At 55.3% G+C, this 12897-nt stretch carries 14 protein-coding genes; 7 read left to right on the top strand and 7 right to left on the bottom strand.

Annotation, left to right across the window (positions count from 1 at the left end; translation table 11 throughout):
- Positions 1-132: 132 nt before the first annotated feature.
- The 3 genes from J1785_RS23800 to J1785_RS23810 are packed head-to-tail and all read left to right on the top strand — an operon-like array spanning position 133 to position 2147.
- Positions 133-324: a hypothetical protein gene (locus J1785_RS23800; protein WP_238483360.1), complete on the top strand. Its 192-nt coding sequence runs from the start codon at positions 133-135 to the stop codon at positions 322-324.
- Positions 325-327: 3 nt separating this feature from the next.
- Positions 328-1887 carry a colicin E3/pyocin S6 family cytotoxin gene (locus tag J1785_RS23805; RefSeq protein ID WP_217220918.1) on the top strand — a complete coding sequence of 520 codons (1560 nt, stop codon included), beginning with the start codon at positions 328-330 and terminating at the stop codon, positions 1885-1887.
- Between the two features lie 8 nt (positions 1888-1895).
- The gene (locus J1785_RS23810; RefSeq protein ID WP_113877978.1) at positions 1896-2147 is read left to right on the top strand and encodes a colicin E3-like toxin immunity protein; all 252 of its coding nucleotides are present in this window, start codon (positions 1896-1898) and stop codon (positions 2145-2147) included.
- A gap of 174 nt (positions 2148-2321) precedes the next feature.
- Here J1785_RS23810 and paoC read toward each other — a convergent pair whose 3' ends face one another.
- The 3 genes from paoC to paoA are packed head-to-tail and all read right to left on the bottom strand — an operon-like array spanning position 2322 to position 6019.
- Positions 2322-4520: an aldehyde oxidoreductase molybdenum-binding subunit PaoC gene (gene paoC, locus J1785_RS23815; RefSeq protein ID WP_217220919.1), complete on the bottom strand. Its 2199-nt coding sequence runs from the start codon at positions 4518-4520 to the stop codon at positions 2322-2324.
- A 3-nt stretch (positions 4521-4523) separates the two neighbouring features.
- Positions 4524-5474, bottom strand: a complete 951-nt coding sequence (locus J1785_RS23820) for an FAD binding domain-containing protein (protein ID WP_129955075.1) — start codon at positions 5472-5474, stop codon at positions 4524-4526.
- Positions 5471-6019: an aldehyde dehydrogenase iron-sulfur subunit PaoA gene (gene paoA / locus J1785_RS23825; RefSeq protein ID WP_217220920.1), complete on the bottom strand. Its 549-nt coding sequence runs from the start codon at positions 6017-6019 to the stop codon at positions 5471-5473. The genes J1785_RS23820 and paoA overlap by 4 nt, the downstream gene beginning before the upstream one ends.
- A 333-nt stretch (positions 6020-6352) precedes the next feature.
- Between paoA and bhsA the strand changes: the two genes are divergently transcribed.
- Positions 6353-6610, top strand: a complete 258-nt coding sequence (gene bhsA, locus J1785_RS23830; protein ID WP_129955077.1) for a multiple stress resistance protein BhsA — start codon at positions 6353-6355, stop codon at positions 6608-6610.
- A gap of 62 nt (positions 6611-6672) precedes the next feature.
- On the opposite strand, the gene J1785_RS23835 is transcribed toward bhsA, so the two are convergent.
- Positions 6673-6900: a hypothetical protein gene (locus J1785_RS23835; protein ID WP_217220921.1), complete on the bottom strand. Its 228-nt coding sequence runs from the start codon at positions 6898-6900 to the stop codon at positions 6673-6675.
- Between the two features lie 65 nt (positions 6901-6965).
- Complete coding sequence (locus J1785_RS23840; RefSeq protein ID WP_129955079.1) at positions 6966-7889, bottom strand: AraC family transcriptional regulator; 924 nt, start codon at positions 7887-7889, stop codon at positions 6966-6968.
- A gap of 96 nt (positions 7890-7985) precedes the next feature.
- On the opposite strand from J1785_RS23840, the gene J1785_RS23845 reads away from it, so the two are divergent.
- From J1785_RS23845 to J1785_RS23855, 3 genes are all read left to right on the top strand, one after another.
- On the top strand, positions 7986-8732 hold the full coding sequence (locus J1785_RS23845) for an SDR family oxidoreductase (RefSeq protein WP_217220922.1): 747 nt from the start codon (positions 7986-7988) through the stop codon (positions 8730-8732).
- Between the two features lie 120 nt (positions 8733-8852).
- The gene (locus J1785_RS23850; RefSeq protein WP_217220923.1) at positions 8853-9086 is read left to right on the top strand and encodes a putative hemolysin; all 234 of its coding nucleotides are present in this window, start codon (positions 8853-8855) and stop codon (positions 9084-9086) included.
- A gap of 191 nt (positions 9087-9277) precedes the next feature.
- Positions 9278-10435 carry a M20 aminoacylase family protein gene (locus tag J1785_RS23855; protein ID WP_217220924.1) on the top strand — a complete coding sequence of 386 codons (1158 nt, stop codon included), beginning with the start codon at positions 9278-9280 and terminating at the stop codon, positions 10433-10435.
- Between the two features lie 81 nt (positions 10436-10516).
- Here J1785_RS23855 and J1785_RS23860 read toward each other — a convergent pair whose 3' ends face one another.
- Both J1785_RS23860 and J1785_RS23865 read right to left on the bottom strand, forming a co-directional pair.
- Positions 10517-12304, bottom strand: coding sequence for a methyl-accepting chemotaxis protein (locus J1785_RS23860; RefSeq protein WP_217220925.1), 1788 nt, complete (start codon positions 12302-12304; stop codon positions 10517-10519).
- A gap of 136 nt (positions 12305-12440) precedes the next feature.
- The gene (locus J1785_RS23865; RefSeq protein ID WP_129955084.1) at positions 12441-12746 is read right to left on the bottom strand and encodes an Rdx family protein; all 306 of its coding nucleotides are present in this window, start codon (positions 12744-12746) and stop codon (positions 12441-12443) included.
- Positions 12747-12897 lie beyond the last annotated feature (151 nt).

Genomic DNA, 12897 nt, shown 5'->3' on the forward strand with positions numbered 1-12897 from the left:
GGGTAATCTAAGCGATTTATCTCTTATGACTTAGCTCAATCTTTATGGGTTTATATTTATTGTTCGTTGTGGGTGTTTATTTTAGCTGCTTATCATACCGGTGAAACTCACCTCAATGGACGAAAAATAAATATGGAAATGCAATTCACTAATGAACTGAATCAGGAATTACTGGATGCCATCAACGCCTCACCTTTCACCGCTGAACAGCTGGCTGAAATGGATGAAAGCGCGAGGGCGGTGGTTGAGGAGCAGGCGGTATTTGCCCGTCAGCATCCGGTTATTGCGATTTACCGGCTGGCGGTTCCGGGCATCGGAGCATAACGGATGGGGTATCGCTCAAATTGTTATGGTCGCGGGCAGGCGCTGCACGGTGATAAAACCACGACGGGCGCGGTGTGTCTGACCTCTCTGCCCAATGCGACGGAACACGGGCTAGGTGTGATCCGCATCGGTGATGTCACGACCGCCTGCCCGAAATGCGGCCTCACCGGAAAAATCACCAGCGGAGAACCGCATTCCACCTTTGACGGCCTCGCTTCTGCTGTGGACGGTTCGGATGTTTTATGTGGTTGCCCGCCGGGGACGAACCGGGTTATCGCACCGCTCGGACAGTGGATGGGAAAAGGTAAATCCCCTTCTGAACTCGCACAGGAAAAGTGGGAGGCAGGGCGGGCCGCAGTATTACAGGTTCAGGCTGAGAAAGAAGCGGCAGAACAGGCCAGACGCTCAATGCCGGTGTTTGCGAAATCCGCGGAATGTGGCGCAGGAAATACCGAAGCACGAACCTGTGAGGAGCAGCATCATAACTTCGGGCGGATGTCTTACGGCGTACCGACGCCGGTCGCAGGCATAAAGCCCGAAATTGAGCAGCACGCGCAGGCGGCGAAGCGTAAGAAGTCAGCCGGTGATAAAACGCCGTGGTACAAAAAGATGTTTGGCGGGAAGGCTGATACGCCCGCACAGTCTGGCATGCCGCTGGCACTCCCCGTGGCAACGGGGGGCAGCACTCAGCTAATCGCGTCGGGCATGAGTGCACTGCACGGGGTGACGTCAGTCCGCCTCGGCAGCCTGTTCGTGAATCCGGTAACCGTCGGTGTTATCGGAACCTTTTATTCGAACGAGCTGAACGCTGGTGAGGCGGATATTTTAAGCGACAGCCAGCTTGCGGTACTGGCCGGAAAGTCCGCCCCGACGCGGATCCGCTTTCAGTGGACGAAGGATAAATATGGGCGGTTAATTCCCGTGGCTTATCACACCGGCGCTGACAGCGGTCTGGATCAGGTTCGCGTGCGCCCGATGGAGCGGAACACATTCACGGGTAACTATGAGTTCTGGGCGGATGGCGCGGAAAAGCCCACCATCATCTGGACACCCGACGAGCTGGAGTTTAAAGCACCCGGTAATACCGGTAACCGTGATCAGCCGTATTTACCTTCGACCATCACCGTATTACCGTTACCCGGCGCAGAAGAACTGGGCAGCACGTCAACCTCGCTGCCGATCCCGGATGAACAGTCATTCGATGATTACATCCTGGTCAATCTGCCGCACGGCATGCCGCCGGTTTATATTTATCTTAGCCAGAGCCGGTCGGGTATACCTAATAAAGATTACGATTACCATCCGGCTCCTGAAACAGAAGAAATCTCAGGTCTTTCAGGATTGAGACAATCCAAAAAGAAAACACCAAAGCAAAGTGGTGGTGGATTAAGAGAGCGCTGGGTTGATAGCAAAGGGCGCCGAATTTATGAGTGGGATTCACAGCATGGTGAACTTGAGGAATATCGAGCGAGTGATGGTGAACATCTTGGTTCCGTAGATCACAAAACAGGACAACAGCTGAAACCCGCTGTTAAAGGTCGAAATATTAAACGGTATCTGTGAGGCTTGAGATGGGATTAGCTCTGAAACTTGAATGGTTTGATAAAGCTGATGAATTGTTAGTTGGTAAAGAAGTATCTGTCGACCTGGGCAATGATGGCAGCCTTATAAAGAAATTTTCCCTGCCTTTTAATGGAAGGATTTACGATGGTGGATTTGATGTGTTACAGGCGTGGAGGAGTGATTTACAGCCATTATTTCAGCACAGAATTGATTTCAGTCGATATGATTATCAGTTGGTTTTCAAAAGAACAGATAGTTAATAAGTAGTGAATGCTGATGCCCTTATTGTAAACAGTAGCTTTCTATGAGAAGGCGGTAATGAGATTTGGAGATTAAGATCTCCAGGTCCTCAAATCATGAATAATCTCAGACTAAAGATAACTAGCCCTAATCCATCATATTAGGGCTTTTGAATTTTCAGCAATTGCTTCTTGTCAACCCAGTTCCGGCAGCCCCTCAATCAGTTTGTCCAGCGTGACCGGATAATCCCGCACCCTGACGCCCGTTGCGTTATAAATGGCATTGGCGATGGCGGCGCTGACACCACACAAGCCCAGTTCGCCAACGCCTTTGGCTTTCATCGGTGAGGAGACCGGGTCGGTATCTTCCAGGAAAATTACCTCCTGATCGGGAATATCGGCGTGAACCGGCACTTCATAAGCTGCCAGATCGTGATTCACGAAATATCCCAGATTCGTATCGACATTCAGCTCTTCCGTCAGCGCCGCGCCGATGCCCATGGTCATGGCACCGATCACCTGGCTGCGTGCTGTTTTCGGGTTAAGTATCCGGCCCGCAGCGCAGACGGCAAGCATCCGGCGGACACGGGTTTCGCCCGTCGCGATATCCACGCCGACTTCCGCAAAGTGCGCGGCGAAAGTGGATTGCTGGAATGTCTTGTCCAGTCCGCCGAATTCTATGGTGTCTTCCACGGTGAGGGTTCCGCTGGCAGCAGCCTGTGCGAGCGGAGCGGTGCGGGCGTCCTGACAAATCAGTCCGTCGGTAAACACCGCTTTATCCGCATCAAAACCGAGTTTTTCAGCGATGGCCTGGCGCAATTTTATGCAGGCGGCATACACACCGGCGGTGGAGGTATTGGCCCCCCATTGCCCGCCCGATCCGGCGGAGACCGGGAAGTCGGAATCCCCCAGCCGTACCCCCACTTTTTCCAGCTGTATGCCCATCATCTCGGCGGCAGTCTGGGCGATGATGGTGTAACTGCCGGTGCCGATATCGGTCATGTCGGTTTCGACGGTCACGGTGCCCCGGGCGTCGAGATGCACCCGTGCGCCGGATTTCTCCAGCAGGTTGTTACGAAAGCCCGCTGCGACGCCGATACCCACCAGCCAGCGTCCGTCGCGAACCTGCGCCGGAATGGCATTACGGCGGTGCCAGCCAAATTTCTCCGCGCCGGTGCGCAGACATTCGATCAACTGGCGGCGTGAAAAGAAGCGTTCAGTATTGAGCGGATCGACCTGCGTGTCGTTAAGGATGCGAAACGCCACCGGATCGACTCCGGCTTTTTCCGCCACCTCATCAATAGCGATTTCCAGTGCCATCAGGCCGGGCGCTTCGCCGGGTGCGCGCATGGCATTGCCTTCCGGCAGATCTAATTGAGCCAGCCGCAGTCCGGTCAGACGGTTTTTGCCCGCATAGAGCAGCTCACTTTGCTGCACCGCCGTCTCAGGTGTGCCGCCGGGCAGGTTACCGGACCAGCTTTCATGGGCGATGGCACTGATGCGGCCTTTTTCATCCGTGCCGATGCGGATGTGCTGAATAGTGGCCGGACGGTGCGTGGTGTTGTTGGGGATCAGGGGGCGCGGCAGCATGACTTTGACCGGCCGGTTGGCGGCACGGGCAGCCAGCGCAGCCAGTACGGCATCACTGCGCAGGAACAGTTTGCCGCCGAAACCACCGCCGATGTACGGCGATATCACCCGCACGTTCTCTTCAGGGATATTGAGCGTTTTAGAAAGCTCGCTGCGACACCAGGCGATCATCTGGTTCGAGGTGCGCAGGATCAGTTTATCCTCTTCCCAGACGGCCAGCGAAGCATGCGGCTCCATCGCCATATGGCTCTGATCCGGCGTGGTGTACAGGGCATCATGCTGCACCGCTGAGGCCGCGAAGGCACGGCCAAAATCGCCAGCGGTTTTATCCGGCGTATCTTCCGGTGGCGTAGTGACAGCAGGCTTTTGCTCCGCAAGGCTGTACGCGCCTTTCCCGCGCAGGTAATCCACTTTTATCAGTGATGCCGCAGCGCGCGCCTGTTCGAAGGTCTCCGCGACCACCACGGCGATCGCCTGATGATAGTGTTCAATTTGCGGGCCGCCGAGCAGGGTCGCAGCATTCATGTCGCCTTTGCCCAGCTTACCGGCGTTGTCAGCGGTGACAATCGCCAGCACGCCGGGCGCGGTTTCGGCATCATGTAAATCCATGGCAGTGATCCGGCCTTTGGCAATGGCGGAACCGACCACATAACCGTACGCGGCACCCGGCACGTCATTCTGCCATTCATAGGCGTAGGGCGCGGTACCGGTGGTTTTTAACGGACCGTCGATACGGTCATGCGGTTTGCCCACCACTTTCATCTGGTCGATCGGATTGTCTGTTGCAGGCGTATCGAATTTCATCTGTTATGCCCTCGCTTCAGTCAGCACGGAGGTGAGCGTTCGCTTTGCCAGTATCAGCTTGAACGCATTCTCAGGTGTCGGTTGCGCATCGGCGAATAACCGCGCGTAAACTTCCCCCGCGCCTTGCGGCACCTGCGCATCCGCTTCTGCCAGCCGCCAGGGTTTATGTGCGACGCCGCCCAGCGCAACACGGCCCGTGCCATCGGGCTGAACGATGGCGGCGACAGACACCAGCGCAAAGGCATAAGAGGCGCGGTCACGCACTTTACGGTAAATATGGGTGCCGCCGGCGGGTGGCGGCAGGGTGACGGCGGTGATCAGTTCTCCCGCAGCCAGCACGGTTTCCAGATGCGGCGTGTCGCCCGGTGCGCGGTAGAAACCGGCAAGCGGAATACGGCGCACCGCACCGTCAGGGTTGACGGTTTCGACCACAGCATCGAGCAACTGCATCGCAACGGCCATGTCGCTCGGATGGGTGGCAATGCAGGCCGTACTTGCGCCGACCACTGCATGCTGACGACTGAAGCCTTTCAGGGCCGCGCAGCCACTGCCGGGCTGGCGTTTATTGCACGGCTGATGGGTGTCGTAAAAATACGGACAGCGGGTGCGCTGGAGCAGGTTACCGGCCGTCGTGGCCTGGTTGCGTAACTGGCCGGAGGCACCGGCCAGCAGGGCCCGCGACAGTACGGCATAGTCGCGGCGGATACGTAAATCTGCCGCCAGATCGGTATTGCGCACCAGCGCGCCGATCCGCAAGCCACCGTTACCGTCGGGTTCAATGGTATCCAGCGCCAGCCCGTTGACGTCGATCAGGTGAGAGGGTTGCTCAATCTCCAGTTTCATCAGGTCCAGCAGGTTGGTGCCGCCTGCAATAAATTTTGCGCCCGGATGTTGTTGTGCGCTGCCTGCGGCGTCGGCGGGCGTTTGCACCCGTTCATAGGTAAAAGCTTTCATGGTTTTTGCCCCCCGGCGACGTCTTCAATGGCGGCAAGGATGTTGGAATACGCGCCGCAGCGGCAGATATTCCCACTCATGCGTTCGCGGATCTCTTCTGCGGTTCGCCCTGGCGGTGAGACCAGATCCGGCGTGACGTGGCTCGGGATCCCTGCCTCGATTTCCTGCAACACCGCTACTGAGGAGCAGATCTGCCCCGGCGTGCAGTAACCGCACTGGTAGCCGTCGTGTCTGATAAACGCAGCCTGCATCGGGTGCAGATTGTCAGGTGTGCCGAGACCTTCAATGGTGGTGACATCGGCATCCTGATGCATAATCGCCAGCGTCAGACAGGCATTGATGCGGCGGCCATCAACAATAACGGTACAGGCGCCGCACTGACCATGGTCGCAGCCTTTTTTGGTGCCGGTCAGTTGCAGATTCTCCCGCAGCGCATCCAGCAGGGTGGTACGTGTATCAACGACCAGCTGGCGGATCTGACCGTTCACTTTCAGTTTCAGGTGGGACTGATGTATTTCGTTGCCATCGTTGTCATGGTTGCTCATACCAGACCTCCGGTATTACAAAAATTAAATCGGAAAAGGGAGATGTACTCGCGGGTTTTTTTCCGTAATTTTTTTATCACGAAGCTTTAAGCATAGTCGGCGATGGCGTTGGGATTAATCCTGAAGTCCGGTTTCTCCGGTGTGTTCCTCTTTTCGTCCTGCATCTTGTGATCGCACATTTAGTTAACGATCATTAAATAAATTGCTTGCGCAACCTCTCGCAGGCGCTTAGTATTTACTTATCGAACGTTAATTAATAAATAACGTTGACCTGAAACCGGGACACCTGAAACAGGCTATCCCATCAAAATTCGAAGAACAGGAATTAACATCATGAAAACTATCGCAATGACCCTCGCCGCTCTGACACTGGCAACCGCTTCTTTCTCCACCCTGGCAGCAACTGAAGTGCAGTCAGCTCCCGCAGGTCAGCAATCCCTGGGTGTCGTCGGGGCGTCAACCACCGGTTCACTGTCAGGCCTGCAATCAGAACTGAATGCTAAAGCCACCCAGGCGGGCGCAAGTTCATACCGTATTATCGGTGCATCCGGTAATAATCAGCTTTACGGTACCGCAGAAATGTATAAATAAGCTGAGCAGTAACAAGCAGTAAGCAGAAGAGGCGGCGGTTGCCGCCTTTTTCGTGTCTGCGATTAGCGGAATTTATGGAAGTGGTTATTGCGGATTTTCCGGTTGATATAACCATGCAGGCCGCTGCCGGCTTTTGCCATGGCGATCATGTGGTCAACGTCCGTTACCCCCGGGCGGATGATATTATAGATGTAATGCCAGCCGTCTTTGAACTTTACGGTAATTGAATCTTCCGTCGTCGTGAAAGCGATGATACCCGAATTGCCCCCCCGGTTTTGGTACTTTTCCATATTCCCCTTCCTGATTGATGAAGCCATTCACGACCTGAATAATAATAGCTATAAATTTTTGCAGGTTATGTGAGTAAGAAAGCTTTTTTGGCAAAACGTCCCGGCGGCATCCCTGTGTAGCGGGTAAATGCCACACCGAAAGCGCTGACCGAACGGTAACCGGTGCGTTCGGCAATATCGGCAAGGGGCAGTTCGCCTTCTCTCAGCAGCCGTTTGGCGATCGCCATTCGCAAGGCCATCAGATACGCCATCGGCGGCATGCCGACGGCGCGGTTGAAGCGCTCGCACCAACCGGATCGCGACATCGCCGCTGCCCGTGCCAGTTGTGCGATTGTCCAGCCCGCTGCGGGCGAACCGTGCATACAACGCAACGTGATGGCCAGTTTCGGGTCCGATAATCCGCGCACCAGGCCCGGTGACGCCGCAGTCACAGCCGCTGAGCGGAACGCTTCTATCAGCAATACTTCCAGCAGGCGGGTCATCACCATTTCCCGCGCGGGTTTATCCGCGCGATATTCCTCACCGACCATCTGCACCAGCGTCGATAAACGCTTTTCCCCGCGGACATGCAGCCATTGTGGCAGCAACGACACCAGCAGCGCTGAATCCGGCGAACCGAAAACGCAATTTCCGACCAGCATCCGCATATCCACCACGCTGTCAGGGTTACCGACACGGGCGCCACCGGGCATAGGTGTGATGGGTGTGGTGATTGTTTCCCCGGTAACGGGCGGCTGGCGGTCAAGGCTGGAGGTTGAAAAACGCTTTGCTTCCGGGATCAGCACAAAATCGCCTTCGCTGAGCAGAAGCGTTTCACGATGATCATCGTTTTCTATTGTCAGGTAACAGGATCCCTCCAGCACCGCGAAGTAGAAAGGGCGTCCTGTTTCAGCGCGCTGAACCGCCCACGGTGCGGAGGCAGCCACCAGTTTTGAGAACGGAGCGCCAGGCTGAAGTAACGAAATAACGTCTGCTAAAGGATCTACCATTTGGACGATCTCGACAAAAAGATGGATATCTGAACATAGGGATCCCGGAAAGAGTCGCCTATCTTAAAGATCTTGTCCATTGTTACGGAGTTTCCCATGTCATCACCATCAACCATTCTGATCACCGGTTGTTCTTCAGGTTTCGGCCTCGACATTGCGCGTCATTTTCTTGAAAAAGGCTGGCGGGTGATCGCCACGATGCGTACACCCAAAAACGATCTGTTGCCGGGATCCGACGCATTGCGCATTCTTCCGCTTGACGTTACCGACCCCGAAAGTATCCGTCGCTGTTTTGAAGACGCCGGGCCAATAGATGCACTGGTCAATAATGCCGGTATCGGCCTGATTGGTCCGCTGGAAGGGGAAAAATTCAGCAGCGTGCGTCAGATTTTCGAAACCAACACCTTCGCCACGATTGCCATGACGCAGGCGGTATTGCCGCAGTTCAGGGCGCGCCGGTCCGGGGTGATTGTAAATGTGACGTCGAGTGTGACGCTGAAATCGCTGCCGCTGCTCTCGGTTTACACCGCCAGCAAAGCGGCGGTGAATGCTTTCACCGAATCTCTCGCACTGGAACTGGCGCTGTTTAACATCCGCGTGCGGCTGGTTTTGCCGGGGCGTGCGCCGGACACCCGCTTTGGCGCTAATGCCCGACATCTGATTGCCGATACCCTTCCCGAAGCCTATGAGGAATTCAGGAACACGGTCTTTTCTTCGTTGCAGGACACCAGCACGCCGGTGACTTATTCACAGGATGTCGCCGATGCCGTTTGGGCAGCGGTCACCGATCCTGATGCGCCGATGCGAATTCCAGCCGGAGCCGATGCGGTGGTCCTTTCCTAAAGTTTAACGCCTGATAAACGAAGCAAAAAGAAGGCGCTTTTTAAGAATACGGGAGTAGATAACACCAGGCGGCGGGGAATAGAATTGCCCGTCGTTTTACTCTCATTACGAAGGCTCAGAATGAAAAAACTCTTCCTCATTGTCATGGTTTCAGCGCTGGCGGGTTGCGTGGGTTATCACCATAAAGCCGAAAGACACCAGACCGGGATGGCGAATCCTGCCGCTGTGTATTGTCATGAAAGAGGCGGGAGATCAGTGAGTGTGCAAACGCCTCACGGCGTTCGTGCAGACTGCGTATTCCCTGACGGCCGCGGTATTGATGAATGGGAGTTATACCGCCGGGATCATCAGTAAATCTGCTGTCCGCAGGCTGAAAATCAGGCTTTCCCCGCAAGAGGAAAGCCTTTTTTAATCACCCGTTATCCGTGAGCCATTATGTGTGGATTTCCAGTTTATCGGTTCACGGCGGGATGTGATACTTTGGAACAGTATCGTGCCGGTGGGAATCTCTCACCGTGTTGAATTCAGAACAGCACAGAGGGTTTATGGCGGTCATTTCCGGACAGATTATCGAGCAGGCGAAGCAGTGGCGTCGCGACTTTCACAGGCGACCTGAACTTGGCCTGAATGAGCATGGCACCGCAAAAATAATCAGCGAACTGTTATTGTCTTTTGGTCTTGACGTGCACACCGGCATTGCTGTGACTGGCATTGTTGCCACATTGCGAAATGGCGAAGGCCCCGCGATCGGTCTGCGTGCGGATATCGATGCATTACCCATTCATGAACTCAATGATTTTACTCACCGGTCACAAAACCCGGGCCTGATGCATGCCTGCGGGCACGACGGCCATACCTCCATTTTGCTGGGCACGGCAAAACATCTGAGTGAGAATCGCCATTTTCGTGGCACTGTCCATTTCATTTTTCAGCCTGCTGAGGAAAACATCGGCGGCGGTGAAATGATGGTGAAAGAAGGGCTGTTCGAGCGTTTTCCGATGCAGGCAGTTTACGCGTTGCATAACTGGCCGGGGCTGCCGGTTGGTGAGGTGGCGGTCAGTCAGGGGCCGATGATGGCGTCGCAGGACAATTTCTATATCACGCTGACCGGCAAAGGTTGTCACGCGGCGATGCCGGAACGGGGAGCTGATCCTGTGGTTGCCGGTGCGCAGCTGATTTTATCATTGCAAAGCCTGATTTCGCGCCGTTTGTCACCGCTGGAACAAACGGTAATCAGCCTGACCCAGCTTCAGGCGGGCGAAGCCATCAATGTTATTCCTGAAACGCTGCATATGTCGGGTACGCTGCGCTGCCTGAGTAGTCATACCCGTGAAACCTGCTGGCGGCTGATTGAAGAATACGTCAATGCGGTGCCGTTGCCGTATGGCGTGAAAGGGGAAGTGCGCTGGGAATTAGGCTATCCGGTTACGCAGAACCATGCGGCACAGGCGGAAATTGTGCGCGATGCGGCGAAAAACACGCCGGGCATTGAGAAAGTGCATTTCAATAATGCGCCGTCGATGGCAGCAGAGGATTTTGCTTATCTGCTGGAAGCGTGTCCCGGCGCCTATTTCTGGCTGGGGGCCGATGGCGCCACGCCTTCGGACTCGCTGCATAGCCCGCGCTATGACTTTAATGATGACATTATTCCGCTCGGCATTGGTGTACTGACGTCACTGGTGGAACGCGAACTGAAAGCGTAATGTGGCGCACTGTCGGAAAAAACCAGACGCTTCACCGTGTCTGGTTTTTTTGTTAACGGACCAAACGGCCTGTCGGGTGAGTTACACCCGGAAGTGTCCGACTGCGACGGCCAGTCCGGTGGCTTGTTGCTGCAATGCGCCAGCCGCCCCGGTGGATTCCTGAACCATCGCCGCGTTCTGCTGCACCATGCCGTCGAGCTGGGTGATGGCACGGTTAATTTCGTGAATACTCAGCATCTGCTCTTCAGACGCATGGGTGATTTCCAGCATGACACTGCTGACGTTCGACACATTGCTGACGATTTCGCTCATGCTGTCGCTGGCGAGACGTACCTGCGCTGAGCCGGACGCCACGCTGCTGACTGTCGATTCGATAAGCACTTTGATCTCTTTCGCCGCCTGCGCGCTGCGCTGTGCTAGGCTGCGGACTTCGCTGGCGACCACCGCAAAACCGCGTCCCTGTTCACCTGCGCGCGCGGCCTCGACGGCGGCGTTCAGCGCCAGAATGTTGGTCTGGAAAGCAATACCGTCGATCACACCGGTAATATCCCCGATTTTTGACGAAGCGCTTTCGATGCTTTCCATCGTTGTTATCACTTTGGTCACCACTTCGTCACCGCGTGTGGCTGCTTCGGAAGCGGCTTTCGCAGTATCGGATGCCTGCTTAGCTGAACTGGCTGACTGAGAAACCGTCGCCGTGATCTGCTCAAGTGAGGCAGCCGTTTGTTGCAGACTGGCCGCGGCAGATTCCGTACGGCCGGACAGATCGTTATTCCCGGCGGCGATTTCATCGGCAGCGATTTTAACGGATTCACTGGTGGTGCGGATTTCCGACATCACCTTACTGAGTTTATCGACGAAAGTGTTGAAGGCATGCGCGATTTGCGTCACTTCATCATGTCCGTCAACCGGCAGGCGCTGCGTCAGATCATCCTCGCCCGAACTGATCGCATTGAGCGTATCGCGCACCACCGACAGGCGGTGGAACGATTTGCTGATTATCAGCCCGATGACGGTGGCTGAAATCAGCACAATCACCAGCAGGGTAACGACCGATGAAGTCAGCAGCGATCGCATTCCGGCTGTGGACTCCTTCTTATCCTGCGCCACCAGCGTGAACCATTCCGTGCCTGCCACCGGCATTGCACGGACGCGTTTGATCGCGCCATTCAGACGAATATCCACCGGCGCATTCGCGGTAAACACATCCTGCAAATTCACCCCTTCTGCCAGTACGGTAAACGGTTTCAGCGCCAGACTGGCGTCCGGATGGGCGATAATTACGCCGGATTTATCCACCAGCATACCAAAACTGCCCGGCGTCGGATGAAGGGTATTAACGTTATTAACGACGCTGTCCATCGATACATCGCCTGCCACAACCGCTTTCAGAGTGCCTGCTTCCATCACAGGTACGGCGAAAGTGACCACCAGTTTACCTGTGCCCGCGTCGATATAGGGCGGTGTGGCCACCGGATGGCCGGCGGCTTCAGCCTGCCTGTACCACGGGCGGCCGGTCGGGTCGTAATCTGCGGGCACACCGGCCGGATCGGAAAACTTCGCGGTGCGGTTTGCGTAACCGACGTACACGTTGGTAAACCCACCCGCACCGGCGATTTGTTTGAGCACCGGGATCGGATCTTCGGACATTGCGACCTGTTGCAGTGAAACGATCATCCTTGTTTTCGAACTTACCCAGTCGCGGATCCCTTGTGTCTGGCTGATGGTCAGGGCGTTCAGCGTGCTGTCTGTCGCCTGACTGTTGTACTTGTTTGCAACGGTATAACTCAGGAAGGTATTGATAATCAGTGAGCAGGCCACGATGGCGATGCAGGCCGTGATAATGCGCGAACGGATAGTCTTAAGCATGGGCGTTTCCCTGGAAGGAATCTTAAGTTTCAGGTATCGGCAAAGGGGCAAAAAACTTGACCCTCCGCCTGCCCGATCTCGCATCAATGTCCGAAGTCAGGATGAATATCCTGCCTTTTTGGCGTTTAGCGCAGCATTACGCCTCACCGTCCCCGCCGGCTTTCTTCTTATCTGCATGTCCCAGTGAACGTTCCGGGAAACAGATATCGCGTACACGCTGTTTAAGCGGTGCGGCGTCCGGAAAACCACCGTCGCGTTTGCGTTCCCAGATGACTTCGTCATCGACTTTAATCTCGTAAATGCCGCCCGTGCCGGGGATCAGCGTCACCGATGCCAGATCGGTACTGAACGAGTTGAGCAATTCCTGCGCCATCCATGCGGCGCGCAGCAGCCAGTTGCATTGTGAGCAGTAAGTGATGGTGATGGCAGGAAGTTTTTCCATGATATTAACCTCTTAACGCAGCTTTATCGAATTTTTAGAAAGCAGATAAAACCCAGAAAATAGCATGATGCGATGTGATTTTCTGCAACAGGCTGATGCCAGGTATTCTGTTAGTCACCGCGTGCGTGCAAAAGCGGGTTTGCCGGTGACA

This window comes from Rahnella perminowiae, from assembly GCF_019049755.1.
Classification (GTDB): Bacteria; Pseudomonadota; Gammaproteobacteria; order Enterobacterales; family Enterobacteriaceae; genus Rahnella; species Rahnella perminowiae.

Excerpts from the sequence above, each read along its gene's own strand:
- J1785_RS23800 (WP_238483360.1), top strand. The coding sequence starts at position 133 with ATGGAAATGCAATTCACTAATGAACTGAATCAGGAATTACTGGATGCC.
- J1785_RS23805 (WP_217220918.1), top strand. The coding sequence starts at position 328 with ATGGGGTATCGCTCAAATTGTTATGGTCGCGGGCAGGCGCTGCACGGT.
- J1785_RS23810 (WP_113877978.1), top strand. The coding sequence starts at position 1,896 with ATGGGATTAGCTCTGAAACTTGAATGGTTTGATAAAGCTGATGAATTG.
- paoC (WP_217220919.1), bottom strand. The coding sequence starts at position 4,520 with ATGAAATTCGATACGCCTGCAACAGACAATCCGATCGACCAGATGAAA.
- J1785_RS23820 (WP_129955075.1), bottom strand. The coding sequence starts at position 5,474 with ATGAAAGCTTTTACCTATGAACGGGTGCAAACGCCCGCCGACGCCGCA.
- paoA (WP_217220920.1), bottom strand. The coding sequence starts at position 6,019 with ATGAGCAACCATGACAACGATGGCAACGAAATACATCAGTCCCACCTG.
- bhsA (WP_129955077.1), top strand. The coding sequence starts at position 6,353 with ATGAAAACTATCGCAATGACCCTCGCCGCTCTGACACTGGCAACCGCT.
- J1785_RS23835 (WP_217220921.1), bottom strand. The coding sequence starts at position 6,900 with ATGGAAAAGTACCAAAACCGGGGGGGCAATTCGGGTATCATCGCTTTC.
- J1785_RS23840 (WP_129955079.1), bottom strand. The coding sequence starts at position 7,889 with ATGGTAGATCCTTTAGCAGACGTTATTTCGTTACTTCAGCCTGGCGCT.
- J1785_RS23845 (WP_217220922.1), top strand. The coding sequence starts at position 7,986 with ATGTCATCACCATCAACCATTCTGATCACCGGTTGTTCTTCAGGTTTC.
- J1785_RS23850 (WP_217220923.1), top strand. The coding sequence starts at position 8,853 with ATGAAAAAACTCTTCCTCATTGTCATGGTTTCAGCGCTGGCGGGTTGC.
- J1785_RS23855 (WP_217220924.1), top strand. The coding sequence starts at position 9,278 with ATGGCGGTCATTTCCGGACAGATTATCGAGCAGGCGAAGCAGTGGCGT.
- J1785_RS23860 (WP_217220925.1), bottom strand. The coding sequence starts at position 12,304 with ATGCTTAAGACTATCCGTTCGCGCATTATCACGGCCTGCATCGCCATC.
- J1785_RS23865 (WP_129955084.1), bottom strand. The coding sequence starts at position 12,746 with ATGGAAAAACTTCCTGCCATCACCATCACTTACTGCTCACAATGCAAC.